At 67.6% G+C, this 19667-nt stretch carries 20 protein-coding genes and 3 pseudogenes; 18 read left to right on the top strand and 5 right to left on the bottom strand.

The window, feature by feature from the left end; all coding sequences use genetic code 11:
- The first annotated feature begins 9 nt into the window (after nt 1–9).
- Genes ASF22_RS18365 through brxL form a run of 3 tightly spaced genes read left to right on the top strand, consistent with a single transcriptional unit; the run spans nt 10 to nt 7974 of the window.
- Nucleotides 10–3591, top strand: coding sequence for an N-6 DNA methylase (locus ASF22_RS18365; RefSeq protein ID WP_056266968.1), 3582 nt, complete (start codon nt 10–12; stop codon nt 3589–3591).
- A 44-nt stretch (nt 3592–3635) separates the two neighbouring features.
- Nucleotides 3636–5918: a BREX-1 system phosphatase PglZ type B gene (pglZ, locus tag ASF22_RS18360; RefSeq protein ID WP_162239583.1), complete on the top strand. Its 2283-nt coding sequence runs from the start codon at nt 3636–3638 to the stop codon at nt 5916–5918.
- Nucleotide 5919: 1 nt separating this feature from the next.
- Nucleotides 5920–7974: a BREX system Lon protease-like protein BrxL gene (gene brxL, locus ASF22_RS18355; RefSeq protein ID WP_056266962.1), complete on the top strand. Its 2055-nt coding sequence runs from the start codon at nt 5920–5922 to the stop codon at nt 7972–7974.
- A 468-nt stretch (nt 7975–8442) separates the two neighbouring features.
- On the opposite strand, the gene ASF22_RS18350 is transcribed toward brxL, so the two are convergent.
- The 3 genes from ASF22_RS18350 to ASF22_RS24130 form a co-directional block, all read right to left on the bottom strand.
- Nucleotides 8443–8775, bottom strand: coding sequence for a hypothetical protein (locus ASF22_RS18350; protein WP_056266959.1), 333 nt, complete (start codon nt 8773–8775; stop codon nt 8443–8445).
- A 75-nt stretch (nt 8776–8850) separates the two neighbouring features.
- A complete protein-coding gene (locus ASF22_RS24135) occupies nt 8851–9012 on the bottom strand; it encodes a hypothetical protein (RefSeq protein WP_156647846.1) in 162 nt (53 codons plus the stop codon).
- 1 nt (nt 9013) lies between these two features.
- Nucleotides 9014–9328: a hypothetical protein gene (locus tag ASF22_RS24130; protein ID WP_156647845.1), complete on the bottom strand. Its 315-nt coding sequence runs from the start codon at nt 9326–9328 to the stop codon at nt 9014–9016.
- Between the two features lie 125 nt (nt 9329–9453).
- On the opposite strand from ASF22_RS24130, the pseudogene ASF22_RS24125 reads away from it, so the two are divergent.
- The 5 genes and pseudogenes from ASF22_RS24125 to ASF22_RS25040 form a co-directional block, all read left to right on the top strand.
- Nucleotides 9454–9561 (top strand): annotated as a pseudogene (locus ASF22_RS24125) (phage major capsid protein); the annotation flags it as partial.
- Between the two features lie 59 nt (nt 9562–9620).
- Nucleotides 9621–10850, top strand: a complete 1230-nt coding sequence (locus tag ASF22_RS18345) for a hypothetical protein (protein ID WP_156647844.1) — start codon at nt 9621–9623, stop codon at nt 10848–10850.
- Nucleotides 10851–10866: 16 nt separating this feature from the next.
- Complete coding sequence (locus tag ASF22_RS18340; RefSeq protein WP_156647843.1) at nt 10867–11112, top strand: hypothetical protein; 246 nt, start codon at nt 10867–10869, stop codon at nt 11110–11112.
- A 270-nt stretch (nt 11113–11382) separates the two neighbouring features.
- Nucleotides 11383–11988: pseudogene (locus tag ASF22_RS25045) on the top strand (cupin domain-containing protein); the annotation flags it as partial.
- A 183-nt stretch (nt 11989–12171) separates the two neighbouring features.
- Nucleotides 12172–12606, top strand: a complete 435-nt coding sequence (locus ASF22_RS25040) for a cupin domain-containing protein (RefSeq protein ID WP_348271159.1) — start codon at nt 12172–12174, stop codon at nt 12604–12606.
- Nucleotides 12607–12681: 75 nt separating this feature from the next.
- Here the strand turns inward: ASF22_RS25040 and ASF22_RS18325 are convergent, their stop codons facing one another.
- Nucleotides 12682–13551 (bottom strand): trypsin-like serine protease, encoded by an 870-nt coding sequence (locus ASF22_RS18325; RefSeq protein ID WP_056266944.1) that lies wholly within the window; start codon nt 13549–13551, stop codon nt 12682–12684.
- Nucleotides 13552–13676: 125 nt separating this feature from the next.
- Nucleotides 13677–14387 (bottom strand): trypsin-like serine protease, encoded by a 711-nt coding sequence (locus tag ASF22_RS18320; protein ID WP_244473816.1) that lies wholly within the window; start codon nt 14385–14387, stop codon nt 13677–13679.
- Nucleotides 14388–14452: 65 nt separating this feature from the next.
- Here ASF22_RS18320 and ASF22_RS18315 point away from each other — a divergent pair, with 65 nt between their 5' ends.
- The 10 genes and pseudogenes from ASF22_RS18315 (at nt 14453) to ASF22_RS18275 (ending at nt 19577) form a co-directional block, all read left to right on the top strand.
- Nucleotides 14453–15016, top strand: coding sequence for a hypothetical protein (locus ASF22_RS18315; protein WP_056266941.1), 564 nt, complete (start codon nt 14453–14455; stop codon nt 15014–15016).
- Nucleotides 15017–15030: 14 nt separating this feature from the next.
- Complete coding sequence (locus ASF22_RS18310; RefSeq protein WP_056266937.1) at nt 15031–15387, top strand: phage head closure protein; 357 nt, start codon at nt 15031–15033, stop codon at nt 15385–15387.
- Nucleotides 15384–15821: a DUF3168 domain-containing protein gene (locus ASF22_RS18305; RefSeq protein WP_056266933.1), complete on the top strand. Its 438-nt coding sequence runs from the start codon at nt 15384–15386 to the stop codon at nt 15819–15821. The genes ASF22_RS18310 and ASF22_RS18305 overlap by 4 nt, the downstream gene beginning before the upstream one ends.
- A gap of 28 nt (nt 15822–15849) precedes the next feature.
- The gene (locus ASF22_RS18300) at nt 15850–16257 is read left to right on the top strand and encodes a phage major tail protein, TP901-1 family (protein WP_056172841.1); all 408 of its coding nucleotides are present in this window, start codon (nt 15850–15852) and stop codon (nt 16255–16257) included.
- 40 nt (nt 16258–16297) lie between these two features.
- Nucleotides 16298–16624 carry a gene transfer agent family protein gene (locus ASF22_RS18295; protein WP_056172840.1) on the top strand — a complete coding sequence of 109 codons (327 nt, stop codon included), beginning with the start codon at nt 16298–16300 and terminating at the stop codon, nt 16622–16624.
- Entirely contained in the window at nt 16621–16863 is a 243-nt protein-coding gene (locus ASF22_RS23355; RefSeq protein WP_082483831.1) for a phage tail assembly chaperone, read from the top strand. Before ASF22_RS18295 ends, ASF22_RS23355 begins: the two co-directional genes overlap by 4 nt.
- A complete protein-coding gene (locus ASF22_RS18290; protein WP_056266927.1) occupies nt 16863–17441 on the top strand; it encodes a phage tail tape measure protein in 579 nt (192 codons plus the stop codon). Before ASF22_RS23355 ends, ASF22_RS18290 begins: the two co-directional genes overlap by 1 nt.
- Before the next feature lie 111 nt (nt 17442–17552).
- Nucleotides 17553–18188, top strand: coding sequence for a DUF2460 domain-containing protein (locus tag ASF22_RS18285; RefSeq protein ID WP_056172837.1), 636 nt, complete (start codon nt 17553–17555; stop codon nt 18186–18188).
- A gap of 8 nt (nt 18189–18196) precedes the next feature.
- Nucleotides 18197–19089: pseudogene (locus tag ASF22_RS18280) on the top strand (DUF2163 domain-containing protein).
- Nucleotides 19086–19577 carry an NlpC/P60 family protein gene (locus ASF22_RS18275; RefSeq protein WP_056266924.1) on the top strand — a complete coding sequence of 164 codons (492 nt, stop codon included), beginning with the start codon at nt 19086–19088 and terminating at the stop codon, nt 19575–19577. Before ASF22_RS18280 ends, ASF22_RS18275 begins: the two are co-directional and overlap by 4 nt.
- The last annotated feature ends 90 nt before the right edge of the window (nt 19578–19667 follow it).

Raw genomic sequence — 19667 nt, 5'->3', positions numbered from 1 at the left:
ACCCACGACATGGCCTCCCTCGACCGTAACCTCCGCCGGGATCTCGCCAACACGATCGGCCGCGCGCGGCGCTTGGCCGAGGACGGCGCTCGCGCTATCGTCGGGAGCCTCGCCGTCGACCGCAAGGAAGCTCACAGCGGAACCGACGAGACCGGCCGAGCCCTCCGCGTCAAGCTGCGCGCTCATGGGCGGCAGCTCGGGGACGTGCGTGCGGCCGACGGCTCTCAAGCGATCGACCGCCTCACCACTGAGGTCGCCTACGAGCACTGGCACCGCATCTTGTTCGCGCGCTTCCTTGCCGAGAACGATCTGCTCGTGATGCCCGGCAGCTCGGTCGCCATCTCCCTAGAGGAGGTGCAGGAGCTTGCGCGCGACAAGGGACGGGACTGGCTCGACTACGCCGGTGAGTGCGCCTCGCGTATGTTGCCGCAGATCTTCCGGCCCGACGACCCGGCGTTGCAAATTAGCCTGGCGCGGGAGGTGCGCGAGAAGCTCGAAGGGCTCGTGACTGGGCTGCCGGCCCAACTGTTCAAGGCGGACGATAGCCTTGGGTGGGTCTACCAGTTCTGGCAAGCTGAGAAGAAGGAGCAGGTCAACAGCTCTGGCGTAAAGATCGGCGCTGATGAGCTGCCGGCCGTTACACAGCTCTTTACGGAGGACTACATGGTCCTTTTCCTCCTCGAGAATACACTCGGCGCGTGGTGGGCCGGGAAACGGCTGGCCGAGAACCCAGACTTTGCAAGCAGCGCGGCAGATGAGGACGAGCTTCGCCGGAGGCTCTCGCCGCCGGGCTACTCCTGGACCAATCTGCGCTTCGTAAAGGACGATGGCGGGACATGGTGCCCAGCCGCAGGTACTTTTTCCGGTTGGCCCGGTACGGCTCGCGAGATCACAGTCTTGGATCCCTGCATGGGATCGGGCCACTTCCTAGTATTTGCCCTCGACATTCTTGTGGCAATGCGGGCGGCGGAGGAGGAACTTGGGGAGACGGAGGCCGTGGAGGCCGTTCTGCGAGACAACCTTAACGGCCTTGAGATCGACCCCCGCTGCACGCAAATCGCAGCGTTCGCATTAGCGCTCGCCGCCTGGAAGCGGATCGGGGGTGTGCAGGAACTCCCGCGGCTCAATCTTGCCTGCTCAGGGCTCACTATTGGCATGGGCAAGGCTGAGTTCGTGCGCCTGGCTGAGTACATCGCAGAAGCTGAAGGCTTCGGCGGCAGCTCCCCCGACCTGCTTGGCCGCGAGCGTACGCCGATGGAGGATCGAGCCCTGACGCTGCGTAAGGGTGGCCTGGAACGCCTTCACGATCTGTTCGTTCGAGCTCCCGTGCTGGGCTCACTCATCGATCCGCGCCGTGCACTCGGCGATTACGGCACAATTTTCTCCGAAGGCTTTGATAGCCTCGCCGTTGTACTCGAACGGGTGCTTGCCAAATCCGAAGGTGACCCCGAGACCCGCGAAGCTGCGGTCACCGCCCAGGGCCTCGCCAAAGCCGCGGAGCTGCTAAGCCGGCAATTTACGTTGGTAGCGACGAATGTTCCATATCTGGGGCGAGGAGATCAATCCGAATATTTAGCATCGTTCGGAAAAACTTTCTACCCAAATGCTAACAAAGACCTTGCGACTATGTTTCACGTTCGCAATCTTCATTCAGTCAGTAATGAAGGGACATACGTTGTAGTTTCTCCTGTAAATTGGTTGTTCGTTGGCGGGTACTCTAAATTACGCAGTGAGATTTTTAATTCTACACATTTTATTTTTGACGCGCGCCTCGGCGCTAGAGCCTTCGAGACCATAACGGGAGAGGTCGTGAATGTGAGCCTCCTTACGCTCTCAAAAACGATTCCTAAGGCAAGCCACAAAATCTGTGTCATGGATCACTCAAGCAAAACGGATGCGACGGCCAAGCGAGAGGGATTAATTACTAACGAGGTCAAGTTTGTTTATCAACAAAAACAACTAACACACCCCGATCAGAGGTTGATACATCACGAAATTGATTTCACTGCAATGCTGAGTAGATATGTAAACACAACAAAAGGTCTCACTACAAACGATGATGGACGGTTCTCTCGTATGTTTTGGGAGCAGCCCAGGATAGGCAAGGGTTGGGATTTTCAGCAATCGACAACGTCGCGCGGCGATATTTACGGCGGACTTGAGAAAATCGTTTTTTTCGAAAACGGTCGCGGTGCTCTTCGTGAACTCAACAGAGCACAAACACTAGATCGAAAGAGAGATCTTCAAGGATCAGGGGCTTGGGGCTCCCGAGGCATCTCCGTTAGCCTGATGAATAAAATCGTTCCGTCTATTTACATGGGCGAAAAATTTGACACCAACGTTACGGCAGTTACTATTAAGTCACCAGAAAATATAACGGCCATTTACTGCTTTTTTGCGTCTGAAGAATTTACACGCAGCCTGCGCATCATCGACCAGAAACTGAGTATTCAGAATACGACGGTCGCAAAAATTCCTTTTGATCTCACCTATTGGCAGCAAACCGCGTCCGAAAATTTTCCTAATGGCCTACCCCTCCCCTGGTCCAACGACCCGACCCAATGGCTCTTCGAAGGCCATCCCCGCGGGTCGGCGGATCCGAACCGTCTGGATGCGGGGGGGCGGCCGATAAGGCCAGGAATGGCCGAGCATCCCCTTCAGGTGGCGGTGGCGCGCCTGCTCGGCTACCGCTGGCCGCGTCAGACAGGCTCTTCATTTATGGACTGCCCGACCCTGTCCGAGCCGGACCAGATCGATCTCTCCGGGGCAGTAGACGTGGACGGCATCGTCTGTTTGGCCCCCTTGGCCGGCGAGAGCGATGCTGCAACTCGTCTCCGCGATCTCATCCGGCATGTCTGGGGTCCGGACCACAAGGTGGAGACGTTGAACGAGCTGCTGAGGGCGGAAGGGCACGAGGCAATCGATTTTGGTGTCTGGCTACGCGATCACTTCTTCGAGGAGCATTGCGCGATCTTCCAGCAGTCGCCCTTCATCTTTCATATCTGGGATGGGCGGCGCGACGGCTTTCATGCACTTGTGAACTACCACAATCTCGCTGGCCCCAACGGTGAGGGCCGGCGCACCCTTGAGAAGCTCACTTTCACCTACCTTGGCCGCTGGATCACGCGTCAGGAGGATGAGGCCAGGGACGGGCGAGAGGGAGCCGAGGCCAGACTTGCCGCCGCAAAGAAGCTGAAGACGGAGCTGGAAAGCATTCTCGCCGGGGAGCCACCCTACGACATCTTCGTGCGTTGGAAGTCCCTCCACGAGCAGCCGATCGGCTGGGACCCACAAATCGAGGACGGCGTGCGGGTTAACATCCGGCCGTTCCTAACCGCCAAGCCGTTCGGCAAGGATACGTCGGCGAGTGCCTGCATCCTGCGCGTCCGGCCAAGGGTCAAGCACGGGCCGAACCCAGATCGCGGGACGGAGCCGCAGAGGAGCAAGGACGAGTACCCTTGGTTTTGGGGGTGGGATGGCAGCAGCACCGATTTCCTCGGTGGGCCTGCGTTTGACGGGAAGCGCTGGAACGATCTCCACTACACAGTCCGCGTGAAGACCGAGGCTCGAGGTAAGTGGAGGGCCGCGTAGTGGCGTCCAAGGTCGTCAACCCTGACACGAACCTAACGGATGCGGTGATCGCTTCACTGGACTCTGCTGCCTCCCCGGGCGGCACGGTCCAGCCGGCCGCCGTGATCTGGACCGACCCGACGGGGCAGTGGCGCCCGGTCGTGCGCGCGATGAGCGGTGCTCTGCCCCAGCTCTTCACCCTCGGCCCCTACGATCCCAGCACGCGAACCGGCCCGGTGATCTGGCTGCGAACGGTGATCGAGCGCAAGCTACCCGAGGCCATGCCGCCGGAGGGGAAGGTTCCGATCCTATACTTGCCCAACGTGCGCCGGCAGGACCTCAGGGCCGCTGGGGAATGCCCCCAGGACCTCAGGCCGCTCGTCGAGCTGCAGTACCGCGGGACGACCTGGCATCAGCAGAACGGGCGGGATTGGACCGTCGACGCCTTCATGACCTCGGACAAGGGGCTCCAACTCGATATCGCGTCCGACACTCGCACCCGTGAAGCCATGGCCCGGGCCCTGCCGGTCCTCGCGACAACGCCCGTCGCCCATCTCCGCGGAAGGCGTCTCACGGCCGACGATTTCGATCGGCTTTCGGTCGACGATCCGGTCCGTGCGGTCCTGGTTTGGATGAACGCTTTGGACGATTTCAGGCGCGCCGCCGACGATACGCGCTGGGAATCCTTCGTTTCGACGTGCCAATCCCGCTACAAGTTCGATCCTGCGAAGGTCGCGCCAGCGCACGTCGCGACGTCGATCGTGAATGGAGAGCCCGTCTTCGACGAGATCTGGAACCGGTTCGCCGAGGCGCCGCAGCTCTACCCGAACCTCTACGCCGTGCTGAAGCAGGCCCAACCTAAGGATTTGTTCGCCCGCGCCAACGAGAGAAGCCCAGGCACCAACGAGATCGAGGAGGCTCAACTCAGGGCCAAATTTACGGGCTTGGCCGACAAGCCTGCGCACGAGGTCCGCAGGGTTCTACAGGATCTGGATGGTCGCCACGCGGCCCGCAGAACCTGGATCTGGGCCAGGCTGGGCTATGCGTCCCTGGCTGAGGTTCTGGAGCCGCTGGCTCGCCTCGCCAAGCACACGGAACGGCCCTTTGCGGCCGCGACGCTCAAGGCCGCCGTGGCAGGTTACGCGGACGGCGGATGGGAGGCGGACAACGCGGCGCTGGAGGCGTTGCTGCGCGTCCCGTCCGGCGCCGACGGGCGCCTCGTGGAGCGCCTGGTCCGGGCGGTATACGAGCCGTGGCTCGACGAGAGCGCCCGCGCCTTCCAGGTCTTGGTCCAAGAGGACCCGAACGAGATGCGGCAGTTGGCCGAGCCCGTCGCCGGCGACCGAGGCGAGTGCGTCGTGTTCGTCGACGGCCTGAGGTTCGACGTCGGCGGGCGTCTCCTCGTCATCCTCGAAGCTCGTGGCGCCAAGGTGAGGATGGGGCACCGGGTAACCCCCCTTCCGAGTGTCACGACGACGGGGAAGCCCTATGCGTCCCAAGCGCATGGCGCATTTGAGGGCACCGATATGACAGAGGACTTCGATCCCGTCATATCTGCCTCGAAGCGACCCTATAGCCGCGATCTCCTGCGCAAGACTCTCGTGAGCCTTGGCGTCGACGTCCTGGAGGACGGCCACGTGCGGATGGCGTCGAACGCTACCCGCGGCGGCTGGGTCGAGATCGGCGAGATCGACGACCTGGGGCATCGCCTCAACGACCGACTCATCGACCAGATCGGTCGGGAGATCGACACGATCGCGGACCGCGTCATGGAACTCCTGTCGGCAGGCTGGTCCCGAATCCGGATTGTCACCGATCACGGTTGGCTGTTCCTGCCGGGATCCTTGCCGAAGGTTGATCTCCCGAAATCGGTCGCCGTGCGGAAGGGGCACCGGGTGGCACCCTTGAAGGGGGCCTCTCAGACCGAGCTACCGACCTATGCCTGGCACTGGAACCCAAGCGTCACGATGATCTCGCCCCCGGGGATTGGCGTGTTCTACTCCGAGGTCGGCTACGCGCATGGGGGCGTGACCCTCCAAGAATGCGTGATCCCGGACATGGTGGTCGAGGGCGCCAAACGGACCGCGTCCGCCCGAATCGCGTCCGAGGGCTGGAGCGGGCTGCGGTGCCGCGTCCAGGTCGAGGTAGAGGGCGGCCCCTATACCCTCGACATCAGGCCCAAGGGGCAGGAACGATCCATCGCGGCCGTCTCCAAACAGGTCGCGGCGTCCGGCGAAGTCCTCCTCATCGTCGAGGACGACGATTTCGAGGGGCGCGCAGCGGAGATCGTGTTACTCGACGACGACAATCGCGTGGTCGACGCACGCGAGACCAAGGTCGGAGGCTGAAGTGGCGTTCGCGCTCGACCATCTCGACACCACCGCGGCGACGCCGTTCGACGGCTACGTAGTCCGAAAGGACCTCGTCCGGAAGTACGCGCGGCAGTACCCGGTCCCGACCTACGTGGTTGAGTTCCTTCTCGGCCGCTATTGCGCCAGCACGAACGAGGAGGAGATCAACGAGGGTCTGCGCGTCGTTGAGAAGCAGCTCCAGAACCGGACCGTCCGGACTGGCGAGGAGGAGCTCGTGAAGTCCCGCGCGCGGAGCGATGGATCGGTCAAGCTCATCGACATCGTGCGAGCGCGGCTCGACGCCAAGAACGACCGGTACCTCGTTGAGCTGCCAAGCCTGGCACTGCGCGACGTCCGGATCGCGGACGACTTCGTCCACGAGAATGAGCGGATGCTCACTGACGGTTTCTATGCCGAGGTGACCCTGACCTACGACGGTGTGATCGCCACGGAGAGCGGCGGGCTCCCGTTCAAGATCGAGGCGATCCGCCCGATCCAAATGTCGCGGTCAGACGTGCTCGAGACCCTCGCCCAAGGGCGCGCCAGGTTCTCGCCCCCGGATTGGATCGACTTCCTCCTACGCTCGATCGGCCTCGAGCCGGCCGCGTTCAACGAGCGAGCCAAGCGGGTTGCGCTCCTCCGGATGATCCCCTTCGTGGAGCGCAACTACAACCTTGTCGAGCTCGGCCCGCGAGGCACTGGCAAGAGCCACCTCTTCCAGCAGATCTCGCCCTACGCGCACCTCATCTCGGGTGGCAAGGCGACGGTCGCCCGAATGTTCGTGAACATGGCGAGTGGGCAGCGCGGTCTTGTCTGCCAGTACGACGTCGTCTGCTTCGACGAAGTCTCCGGGATCTCCTTCGATTCGAAGGACGGCGTGAACATCATGAAGGGCTACATGGCCTCGGGCGAGTTCTCGCGCGGCAAGGAGAGCATTCGTGCCGAGGGCGGCATCGTCCTGGTTGGCAACCTCGACGTCGACGTCGAGCACGCCCAGCGCATCGGCCACCTCCTGACCCCGCTGCCGCCCGAGATGCGCGACGACACAGCGTTCATGGATCGTATCCACGCCTACGCCCCGGGGTGGGACTATCCGAAGCTCGACCCGCGCACCCACTTTACGAACCACTTCGGCTTGGTCAGCGACTTCCTCAGCGAGTGCTGGACCCGTCTGAGGACGACGAGCCGGACGTCCGTGATGCACGATCGCATCCACCTGGGCGGAGCCCTCAGCGGCCGTGACATCGAGGCGGTAAACAAGACGGTGAGTGGGCTGACGAAGCTCCTCTTCCCGGACCCCGAGATGCCAGTCCCCGACGAGGATCTCGAGTGGATCGTCCGGCTCGCGCTTGAGGCTCGAAGGCGGGTCAAAGAGCAGCAGAAGCGGGTGTTCAAGAGCGAGTTCCGCAACACCCACTTCAGCTACACCATGGGACCCGAGGGGATCGAGCAGTTCGTTTCAACCCCCGAGCTCCACTCCGACCAGGCAATCGAGACTGACCCGCTCCCCCCGGGGCAGGTCTGGGGCGTCAGCGTCGGCTCGACGGAGGGCAGTCCTGGGCTCTATCGGATCGAGGTCGCGAGCGTCCGGGGTAGCGGTGTCAGGATCCTCAACCAGCCGCCGCCCCCGCCCTTTAAGGAAAGCGTCAAGGTCGGCGAGCAGAACCTGTACGCCCGATCGCGGGAACTCGTCGGGGACCGCAATCCGCGCGAGGAGGAGCTCTCGATCCAGATGCGCCCAATGGATACGGAGAAGAGCGGGATCGGCCTGGGCGTACCCGTGCTCATCGCCATGTGCGGCAGCATGCTGGGCAAGAACACGCGAGGCGGAACGATCGTGGTCGGAGCCCTGAACCTGGGTGGCTCGGTCGAGATGCTCCCAAACGCGATCCGGATCGCGGAGCTTGCTGTGGACAAGCAGGCATCGACGCTGCTCATGCCGGTGTCGGCAAGGCGCCAGCTCAACGAGCTCCCCGACGATCTTTGGACGCGGATCAACGTCGAGTTCTACAAGGACTCAGCCGACGCGGTCGCGAAGGCTTTAGTGGATTGATGTGTGGCCGGATGCTGGTTGCGCCAAAAGATGCAACTGACCAATCGTATGCCCGCATCTGGGCGCCAGCATTCCCACCTTCTTCAAAGAAGGCGAGGTACCCCCATTCTTGGCGTTGTCAGAAACCGACATCGAGATTTGTGTGTCCTGAGATGAGGCTGCTTCTGACCCACCTGCACTGGCGGCAATTGATGCAGGTCTTACAAGCAGCCGGGCCGTAGTGGAATGCGGTGCCGATATCCGTACCTCCGTGAGATCCTGTGCAGCGTCTCAGCCCCCTCAGTTGCTCACAGGCGCAGACTCCCGTTGAGTGCGTAGCGCACCTTGTTACAGTGTGATTTTGTCCGATGTTAGCGCAGCGCTCACCTGACACGCGCATGATCAATGACTTATCTGTGCTCTAGCTCAGATCATAGCCCAGGCACTAGCGAATCGCTACGGCTTAGCCTTTAACGCAGAGTCAAGCGGCTACTTTTTGTTCCACTTGAGGTCCAGCACGCCTGCATTGCTCATCTTCAGCAGCGAGATGTGTGCGGTGGTGCGCCGAGCCGCTTCCCTGTCCGTGGCGCTCTCGTGGATTTCAAATTTGAACCGCAGGGGCTCATCTGGCTCCGGCGCCTGCGAGGTGCCGCTGAGCAGAGTTTGCGTGTGCGGGTCCATGCGCCACTCACCGTGAGCGTTGTTGTCCCTCAGCCACTTGGCAATCATCGCCACCTCGGGGCCAGCAGCGATGAAGCGGTGCTCCAAAGCGCCACTGCGCTTGGGGTTCTGCGGCCGGTAATGGGTGATGCTGGTCTTCATCGCGGGGCTCTGTTTGAACGGAGGCTTACCCCACGGCGCTGCCACAATCAGCGGGAATTTTCGCGGAGACTTCGCCTAGGATTGTGCCTGCTTCTTGGCCTTGCGCTTCAGCAGCAGGGCGGTTGATGCAGGTTCAGGGCGCAGCGGCAAAGCCTTGGCCAATTCGCGCGCCACGCCTTCCACCACACCATCAAATTGGGTGCCGCGAGGCGGCACGTAGTCAGTCGGGGTAATCATCTCACTCTTCCATAAGTCGGAAGATATCCGCTCTGTATGAATGTATACAATGTGGTGATGCGGTTACCCAAAGCATAATGCGGCGCGCCGTCGCGGCGAAAAGAAGCGTCTGTGCTGGGGGGTATTCTAACGGCTTATCAACTGTTTCGCCGATGACTTCGCCCTTGATGATGTTCACTGCCTGCTGCGGCGCTGCTGCGAGCTGCATGCGCTCCTGATCAGCCGCAATCGCATGGGCCAGTCCGCTGGCGTTGTGGTCCACCTTCACGTCCACGCTCTGCTTTGGTCTGCCCCATCCTCGATCCAGCAGCGCCACGCTGGCCTGCACGGGCGTTGATGCGGTGACCCGCTCTTCGCAGCATCGCGTCACCTACAGCCGTGCCGCTCACTCCCAACACGATGCCAAGGTTGGCCCCAGCAAGCTAGAAAGATGCACTTCGTTTTAGTGCCAAGCCAAAACACGCTTACGTGCTGTTCTACACCACGAAGCGCGTCGGCGGCGGCGTGCAGGACTTCGACGCGATCAAGCTCCTGAAGTTCGCGGCCTGACACCGGCCCCCGGGCCTTCGGGTCCGGGGGTTCGGACCGGCGGGTGTCCACGCGTTTTCGTGTGTCGATTCGAGCGCACAACCCTGAGATCACCGAATTCGACGCATCTTGGCGAGAAGCGCCTCTTCCGTCGCGCCAAGATTCGCGCAATAACAACCTTAGGTTATAAAATTGGGACGTTAGGCATGAATTTCGACGGTGCTGAGAATGCCAAGGCCGAGGTATTTCTCAAAGCGTTCCGCTATGCCGAAGCCATCAATGCGTTCGCGGCGCCCGAGAGCGGTCCGACCTTCGCGCCGCTGCCCGGAACGGAGGCGCACGAGCAGATCCAGCGTGCGCGACGCGAGCGGGCGTTCCATCCGAAGGAAAAGATCGGGGTCGGCATCCTGCGGTACGGGCCGGCCGACCGGGACGGTTCGAACCTGAAGGTCGGACTGTTTCTCCAGCACCAGAAACTCCGCCATCATCCGGTCGTCGAGACCGCTCAACGGATTGCGAAGGACGAGATCGAGATCATCGTCACCGGCCGCACGCGGCGACAGGCCACCCCGAGCGTCAAACCCTGCCGTCCCCTCCTGATGGGAGAGTCCGTCGGGCATCTGCGGATCACCGCCGGAACGATCGGCTGCTTCGGCATCGACCGCGACGGCAGCATCGGGATCCTGTCGAACAATCACGTCCTGGCTGCGACGAACGCCGGCCGGACCGACGACATCATTCTCCAGCCTGGGCGCCTCGATGGCGGCCACGCCTGGGACCGGGATCATCGGGTCGCCAAACTGAAGACCTTCATCCCGATCACTTTCGATCCGGTCTCGGCCAATCTGGTCGACTGCGCCTTCGCGGCCCTCGACACCGGCCGGGATTGCGAGGCCCGCCGGGTCGGCCACACGGTCCCGGGCGCCGAGGTTTGGGACCTTGGCGCCATCGAAGAGCTGGTGCTGCAGCGCATGCCGGTCCGCAAGGTCGGCCGTACGACACGTTATACCGAAGGCGTTGTCGAAGCGGTCGAGGTGGACAACGTTCAGGTTCAGATGGTGAGCGGCCCACGCCCCAAGTTCGCGATGTTCAACAAGCAGATTGCGATCAGTGGTGTGAAGGGTGCATTCTCCAAAGGCGGGGACAGTGGATCCTTGATCTGCACCAAGGATGGCCGACCGGTCGCACTTCTCTTCGCGGGCACTGAGACGGGTGGGCCGAAGGGCGGCGGGATCACCTACGGCAATCCGATCCGAACCGTCCTTGATGCCCTCGATCTCGACATCTACATCCCCGATGCGGGAGCGTGACATGCAGGAGCGTGACATGGTTGACCAGCGTGACAAGCTGCGAGCGTCAAGATCGGCCGCCGTTGCCGCCAAGGATGCCTTCGCCGCACAGTACATCTCGGGCCGGGTCGATTGTTCCGTCGGCTTGGGTGTGAACGAGCGCGGTGACGACTGGACCATGCGGGTCTTCGCGCACTCTCCGACGGCGGCGCAGGCGTTGCCCGATCATTTCGGCGAGTTCGACGTCGAAGTCGAGATCACGGGACCCGCCGTCGCTTTCTAGGGCCGGTCGAGGGGTGGATCGATCCGGCCCCCGGCACCGCCCCACCGGGTGTCGCCATCCCATCGCGACGGCGGGCGCCGCGTGGTGCGGGTAGTCCCGAGTTCGTCTTGAGGAAGCGGAAACGCTAGCGCGCGATCGTCGGACGAAGATGTGGATACACTCCGCAGAGGAAGCGAATTCAAGCATAGCGCGGTGCTAACCCCGTCCCCGGGCGCTCCCTCCGGTCGGGGACGGGTCGTTGCGGCGGCGCCCTCGTCCGAGGGGAGCGCCATGGACCAGACCAACCGCCGCCTGTTTCTCGGCGCCCTCGCGGCGGGCGGCAGCCTGGCCGCCGGCGGGGCGCTGGCGGCGGAGAGCGGCCCTCTCCAGACCGGCCCTGCGCGGGACGGTCAGGCGGCGGGGGCCGACGTCGCCCCGGATTCCACCTTCCTGCGCATGATCCCTCGCAAGCCGGGGCCTGCCCCGGTGTTCACGGCCTCCCTCGACGGCGGCCCGGTCAAGGCGACCTCGGGCGGCTGGGCGCGGGAGATCACCACCCACCAGCTGCCCCTCGCCACCGGGATCGCGGGGGCCCACATCTTCCTGAATGCGGGCGGGGTGCGCGAGATGCACTGGCACGCCTCCGCCGAGTGGGGCTACATCGTCGCCGGCCACTGCTAGGCGACGGTGATCGATGCCGCCGGGGAGATGGAGGTCGTCAACTTCGCGCCCGGCGACACCTGGTACTTTCCGGGCGGCCACGCCCACGCGATCCAGACCCTCGGGTCCGAGCCGTGCCACGCCATCCTGGCCTTCGACGACGGCCTGTTCGGCGAACACGGCACCTTCGGGCTGACCGACTGGATGAGCCGGATCGACCCCGCGATCCTGCGCGGCGCACTCGGGGTGCCGGAGGCGACTCTGGCGGCCCTGCCGGCCGGCGAGACCTACATCATCCAGGGACCCGTCGTGCCCCGCGACGGCGCAACGGCGCGGGCCGAGCGTCCGCTGCCGCCGGAGCGCACCCATCGCTTTGCCCTGGCGGGTGCCGTAGCGGTAGCCGAGGGGGCCGGCTCCACGATGCGGATGGCGCCCGCCGGCGCCTTCCCGGTCTCGGCGGGGATGACCGGCTTCCTGGTACGCCTCGCGGCCGGCGCGGTGCACGCGCCCCACTGGCATACCCGCGCGAACGAGTGGCACCACGTCGTGCGGGGGCGGACGCGCGTGACCCTGTTCGGCCAGGACAAGCACATGGCCGTGGCCGAACTCGGCCCGGGCGACTGCGCGTACCTGCCCCGGTCCTGCGGGCATTCGGTGGAGAGCATCGGCACCGAGACGGCCGAGATCGTCGGCGTGCACGACAGCGGCGTCACCGACGAGACCCTGCTGGCGACCTGGCTGGCCCGGGTGCCGCGCGGGATGCTCGCCGCCAACCGGGGCGTCGACGAGCAGATGGTCACCGGTTTCCCGCCGGCGGCCCGGACCTTCAGCCGGCCGGGGACGAACCGTCCGTAAGGCATCGGCCCGCGAGGAAGCCGGCGCCCAGGCGGGGTTCGTGAAAGCGGCCCCGGTTCCGCATCGAAACCCGGCTCAGCGCCGTCCCGGCCGCGCCATCCACTCGGTGCGGGCCGCAGCCTCGCCCGGCTGCATCCGGCTCATCTCGGCGGCGCGGGAGGAAATCCAGCCGGTGTGCTCGGCCGTGGGGGTGACGGCGGTGAAGCCGCCGCAGGCGGTGCGGGCGCGCTTGTCCTGGCGCATGGCGCCGCTCGACCAGCTCACAACGCCGACGATCTGATAGCCGCCGGGGCCGCCGCGCAGGATCGGGCCGCCGGAATCGCCGAGGCACGCGCCCGCCCCCGCCGTCTCGGCCATGCGGCGCCGGTCGGTCACCACGGTGACGCGGTTGGCGACCTGGAGCGGGCCGATGGAGACGAGCTGGGCCTGGCGCAGGGTGCGGGCGGTGTTGCGCCGGTTCTCCGCCACCACGCCGAAGCCCGCGATCTCGACGGCGTCGCCGGTGTTGATGCCGCCGCCGCGCGGATCGAGGGGCTGGAAGTCGCCGCCCAAGGGCTCGGCGAGCTTGATGAGAGCGAGATCGATGCCCGGCTGATCCTCCGGCGTGGTGCCGGGGACGAATTCGGGATGCATGGACGCCGCCGCCACGGCGATGCGGCGCGAGCGGAAGGCGCGGTCCACCGCCACAACGCTGTAGCTGGCCCGGTGCATCACGCAATGGGCCGCCGTGAGCACGAGGTCGCTGGCGATGAGCGTGCCCGAGCAGATCTCGCCCTGGCTGCTCTCGATGCGGACCACGGAGGCGCGCAGGCCGTTGGGATCCCGCGAGACCGCGCCGTTGATCACCGCGAAGGCGGGCGTGGGCAGGAGTGCGGGCGCGAGCGCGACCAGGGCCGCCACGGTGAATGTGCGAAGGACGGTGGCGCGAAACGCGGTCGGCAGCATCGTGTCTCTCCCGCGTCCCGGCCCCGAAGGGAGGCGTCCCGGACGGCCATGGTGGAAACCTATCTGAACGGAATCCCTCGGCCAAGCTCTGGTTCCGCCCGCGACGCCGATCGGCCGGCGCGGGCTCACGGGCGGTCCCAGCGGGCGGCGAGGCCCCAGCCGGCCAGGGTCGCGTCGATCCAGGCGCGCTGCGGCCCGAGCAGGACCCCTTGCGAAAGACCGCCGCAGGCCCCGCCGACCCAGGCCGCCACCGCGACGACGCCCATATCCGCCGCGACCGGACCACCGGAATCGCCCTGGCAGGCGCCGGCGCCCTTCGCGCCGCGCAGCCAGACGAGGATGCGGCTCGGCCCGTAGGGTTCGACCACGGGCACGCCGGCCTGCCGGTAGGTGCCGGTGCTGCGCGGATCCCCCGGCCGCGCCACGCCGTAGCCCGAGACGGTGAGAGTCTCGCCGGCGCGCGGCATCGCCGCACTCAAGGTGGCGGGCACGAACGGCGCCGGCAGGGGCGCGGCGAGGCGCACGAGGGCGAGGTCGATGGAGCGGCGGCGCCCCGCGATGGCGCCCGCATCGTAGCCCGGATGGACCGCCTGCGCGGCGGGCTCGGCCAGCACCGGCGCCCCGGCGGCGTCCTTGTAGTGCACCCGGTGGACGAGGCGCGGCGCGAGGCAATGCCCGGCCGTGAGCACGGCGCCCGGTGCCACCACCACGCCGGTGCACACGCCACCGTTCGAGGACAGCACCATGACGGCGTGGGACGCCGCCTCCGGAGCCGGATCGCCGCCCACCACCGCGTGCGCCGGACCCATGATCGGGGCCGGAACCGCGACGCCCATCAGCAGGGCGAGACGCCCGAGACCAGTCCGAGCCATCGGCAACACCCCGCACCTTGGAGACGACGATGACCCCGATACGCGTCGCAGGCGCCACCGTCGAGCCGGTGAGCCTTGGCGAGATGCGCGCCCATCTGCGCCTCGATTCCGACGAGGGCGGGGCCGAGGACGCCCTCCTCGCCGCCCTCGTGGCCTCCGCCCGCGCCAGCGTGGAAGCCGCGACCCGGCGCATCCTGGCGCCCGGGCGCTACCGGATCATGCTCACGGCGTGGCCCGCCGCCGGGTTCGTGCCCCTGCCGCTCAGCCCCCTGGTGGCAGTGGAGCGGACCGGCCTCGTCGATGCCGAGGGGACGGTCACCGACCTCGCCCCCGGCCTCGTGCGCCCCGGGCCGGACCCCGTGGAGGCGCCGGGCCTCGTGGTCTCGCCCGAGGCGCCGTCGCTCCACGCCCGCGCCGCCCTCGTCGAGGTCAGCGCCGGATACGGTGGCGACGGCCCCCCGGCGCCCCCGATGCTGCTGCAGGCGATCCGGCTCCTCGCCGCTCACGGCTTCGAGCATCGCGGCGACACGGGCGCGGGCCCGCCGCCATCCGTCGCCGCCCTCGTCGCCCCCCTGCGGCGCCTGTCCCTATGATCACGGAGCCGATCATGCCCGAGTCCACGCCGCGCGTGCCCATCGGCGCGCGCCGCCGCCGCTTCACCCTCGAACGGCCCGTGGAGGAGCCCGACGGGTTCGGCGGCGTGATCCGCCGCTACGTCCCCGGCCCCCTGGTGTGGGGTGCCCTCGAATCCCTGAGCGGGCCCGAGCGAGTCCGGGGCGGGCGGGCCGATGCGGCGGAGACCCACCGGGTCCGCCTCGCCTACCGCGCCGACGTCACGCCCACGATGCGGCTGTCCACCGGGCCGCGCCGCTTCGCCATCCGGGCCGCGGGCGATCCCGACGGCCGACGGCGCGAACTCGTCTGTCGGGTCGAAGAACTCGTGGCCGGGGAGCGCGCGCCGTGACGGTTCGAGACCCGGTCTCCGCGAGCCCGCTGCTCGCCCTGCGCGGGGCGCTACGCGCCTATCTGGCCGTGGACGCCCCCCTCGCCCGGCTCATGGGCGGGTCCGTGCGCCTCCACGACGAGCCGCCGCGCGGCAGCGTGCCCGTCTACGGCGTGTTCGGCGACGCCGAGATCCGCGACGAATCCGTCGACGGCGCGACGCGCCACGCCCACGGCCTCGCCCTCGTCCTCTACGCCCGGCCGGGCTCGGCCCGCTCCGGCCTCGATGCCGCCGAGCGCATGGCCGACCTCCTCGCCGACGCCCCCCTGGCGCTGCACGGCCACCACCTCGTGACCCTGCGGGTCGTGCGGCTCGCCGCGACCCGCGACCCCGCCACCGGCGAGGCCCGCGCCACCCTCACCCTCCAGGCGGTCACCGAGCACCGCCCGGCCTGACCGCCTCCAATCCCACGGGAGACCCCGCATGAGCGCACAACGCGGCAAGGACCTACTCATCCGCGTGGCGAGCGGGGGCGGCTTCGTCGCCGTCGCCGGCCTGCGCGCCCGCCAGATTGCCTTCAACGCCGAGGCCGTGGACGTGACCCACGCCGAATCCGCCGGGCGCTGGCGCGAGCTGCTGTCCGGGGCAGGAATCCGCCGGGCCGCCATCGCGGGCGCCGGGGTGTTTCGCGACGAGGCCTCCGACGCCCGCCTGCGGCAGCTGTTCTTCGAGGGGACCATCGAGACGTTCCAGGTGGTGGTGCCGGCCTTCGGCACCCTGGAGGGCCCGTTCCAGATCACCAGCCTCGAATATCGCGGAGATCACGCCGGCGAGGTCACCTTCGACCTGGCCCTCGATTCCGCCGGCGCCCTCGCGTTCACGGCGGCCTGAGACCCATCAAGGTTTGAAAAAATAGGGAGGCCCGAAGATCATGGCGAACCGCAGGCGCGGCGAAATCCCCCTCGATCTCGGGGGGCAGCGCTACACCCTCTGCTTCACCCTCGGCGCCCTCGCCGAACTCGAATCGGCCCTGGGGGCCCGCGACCTCACGGGGCTGGCCGAGCGCTTCGCCGGGGGGCACCTCGCCACCCGGGACCTCATCGCCCTGCTCGGCAGCGCCCTGCGCGGGGGCGGCCACGCCCTCGACGACGCGGCCGTCGCCGCCCTGCCCCTGGCCGGCGGACTCGAACCGCTCACGGCGGCCCTCGGTGAAGCCCTCACCGCCGCCTTCGGCGAGGGCGCCTCGCCAAACCCCTGAGCCCCACGGGCGGGAGCGCGCCGGAGCCCGCCTCCGCCTTCCCGTGGGACGATGTCCTCGCGCTCGCCCTCGGGCGGCTCGGCTGGCGTCCGCGCGACCTCTGGGGCGCCACGCCGCGCGAACTCTTCGCCGCCGCCGGCCTGTCGGCCCGTGCGCCGGCAGCCGGCCGGGCCGATCTCGACCGGCTGCTCGCGGCCTATCCCGACGTCCCGTCATCCTGTGATCCTGGGAGCCCGTGATGCCAGAGAGCGAGACCGACCGCGCCCAGGCGGGCCGCGAAAAGCAGCTTCAGGTCCTCGACCGGCTGGCCAAAGGGTTCGGCCAGAGCCTGACCCAGGCCCTGGGCGGTCCCCTCGGCGCCGGGCGCCAGCTCGACAGCCTGCTCGGCACCCTCACGACGAAGCTCTCGAGCCTCGCCCTCAAGGCCGCGCTGACCCCGGTCAAGGCCGGCATCACCGGCCTCGTCAAGGGCGCCCTCAACGCCAGCGTCGCCGGGGGCACCGAGGCCTTCGCCCGGGGTGGGGTGGTGGCGCAAGGGCGCGTGCGGCCGTTCGCGGCCGGCGGCATCGTCGCCGCGCCCACCTACTTTCCCATGCAGGGCGGCCTCGGCCTCATGGGCGAGGCCGGGCCCGAGGCGATCCTGCCCCTGAAGCGCGGCAGCGACGGCCGCCTCGGGGTCGCGGCCGGCGCGGAGGCCCGCGCCGCCGCCGTCACGGTGAACATCACCACCCCGGACATCGCGGGCTTTCGCCGCTCGGAGGCCCAGGTCGCCGCCGGCCTCGCCCGCGCCGTGGCCCGCGGCCGGCGGGGGTTGTAAGGCACGCGGTGATCGCGCGCCTCCCCGAGACGTCCGACTTGCCGACACGTCCGACTTGCCCAGACGTCCGACTTGCCCAGACGTCCGACTTGCCGCATCCAGGAGCCGCCCATGGGCGCCGATTTCCACGAAGTCCGCTTTCCCCTCGATGTCGCCCTGCGGGGCAGCGGCGGGCCGGGGCGGATGACCGAGATCGTCACCCTCGCGTCGGGGCGCGAGCACCGCAACAGCCGCTGGGCGGATTCGCGCCGCCGCTACGATGCCGGCCTCGGCATCCGCACCCTCGACGCCCTCCACGCCGTGCTGGCGTTCTTCGAGGAGCGGCGCGGACGCCTCTACGGGTTCCGCTACCGAGACCGGGTCGATGCCCGCTCCGGCCCGCCCTCGCGCCCGGTCTCGGCCATGGACCAGCCCCTGGGCTCCGGCGACGGGGCGACCCGCACGTTCCAGCTCGCGAAGACCTACGGCAGCGGCCCCCTGCCCTACCGGCGGGTCATCACCAAGCCCGTGGCCGAGAGCGTGATCGTGGCGGTGGCGGGCCTCGCCCTGCCGCCCGCCGCCTTCACCTGCGACGGCACGACGGGCACGGTCACCCTCGCGGCGGCCCCGCCCCCCGGGGATCCGGTGACGGCCGGCTTCCTGTTCGACGTGCCGGTGCGCTTCGACACCGACGACCTCACCGTCGATCTCTCGGCCTTCACGGCCGGCGAGATCCCCAGGGTGCCGCTCATCGAGATCGTCCCGTAGGAGTTCCCATGCGCACCCTGCCCCCCGACCTCGCCGAACATCTCGCCGGCGGGGCCACCACCCTGTGCCATTGCTGGGCGCTCACCCGCCGCGACGGGGTGCGCTTCGGCTTCACCGACCACGACCGCGACCTCACCCTGGCGGGCATGCCCTACGCGGCCCGTTCCGGCCTGGAGGCGGCCGAGGCCAGCGCCGAACTCGGCTTCGCCGTCGGCGGCGGCGAGGTGGCGGGGGCGCTCACCGCCCTCGGGATCACCGATGCCGACATCGTCGGCGGGCTCTACGACGGGGCCGGCGTCGAGACCTGGCTGGTGGACTGGACCCACCCCGAGACGCGCCTGCTCCTCGATGTCGGGACCCTCGGCGAGGTACGCCGGGCGGGGGGCGCGTTCGTGGCCGAGCTGCGCGGCCTCATGGACCGCCTCGACGTACCCACCGGCCGGACCTTCCGCGCCACCTGTTCGGCCGAGTTGGGCGATGCCCGCTGCGGCCTCGACCGCGACCGGCCGGCGTTCCGCACCACCGGCCGGGTCATCGCCGTGCCCGAACCCGGCATCCTGCGGGTCGCCCTCGCGGCCCCGTTCGCGCCGGGCTGGTTCACGGGTGGGCGCCTCGTCTGGACCGGCGGCGCCCAGGCCGGGCACGCGGCCGACCTCCGCACCCATGCGGGCGACGGCGCCGGGCATCGCCTCGCCCTGTGGCAGGCCCCGGCCCGCCCGGTGGACCCCGGCGACGCCTTCGCGGTCACGGCCGGCTGCGACAAGCGCTTCTCCACCTGCGGCGGCAAATTTTTAACACCCTCAACTTCCAGGGATTTCCGCACATGCCCGGCAACGATTTCGTGGTGCGCCAGGCCCCCGGCTCCGGCCCCGGCCTCGACGGCGGCAGCCTGTTCCGATGAGCCCGCAGGACCGGATCGTGTCGGTTGCGCGCGCCTGGATCGGCACGCCCTACCGGCACCAGGCCTCGGTGCGGCACGTCGGCTGCGACTGCCTCGGCCTCGTGCGCGGGGTCTGGCGCGACTGCTTCGGCCCCGAGCCCGAGGCCGCCCCGCCCTATGCCGCCTCCTGGGCGGAATCGGCGCCCCCCGGCACCGACCCGCTGGCGGAGGCCGCAGCCCGCCACCTCGTCCCGGTGCCGCCCGCCGAGGCGCGAGCCGGCGACGTCCTTCTATTCTCCTTCCGCGCCCACCTGCCGGCCCGCCACTGCGCCATCGTGACCGGGCAAGGCACGATGATCCACGCCCATGACGGCGCCGCCGTCACCGAGGTCGCCCTGACCCGCTGGTGGCGGCGGCATTGCACGCACGGGTTCCGGTTTCCGGAACCCTCCCCGCGTATCCGAGGGAGCAGCAGTCGAAGCTGCATTTTCCCCTCGGGCTGTAGGTGAAGGCGTGGCGTCCGACACCAAGGGTGTGCGGAAGTCGCGGATGGTCCTGGCGAGACAATGGAGCAATAATTCGCTTGCTTTTAATAGGAA

It is taken from the genome of Methylobacterium sp. Leaf87, from assembly GCF_001422775.1.
Classification (GTDB): Bacteria; Pseudomonadota; Alphaproteobacteria; order Rhizobiales; family Beijerinckiaceae; genus Methylobacterium.
The sequence above is the reverse complement of the archived record's forward strand: the minus strand, read 5'-3'. Positions and strand labels throughout refer to the sequence as shown.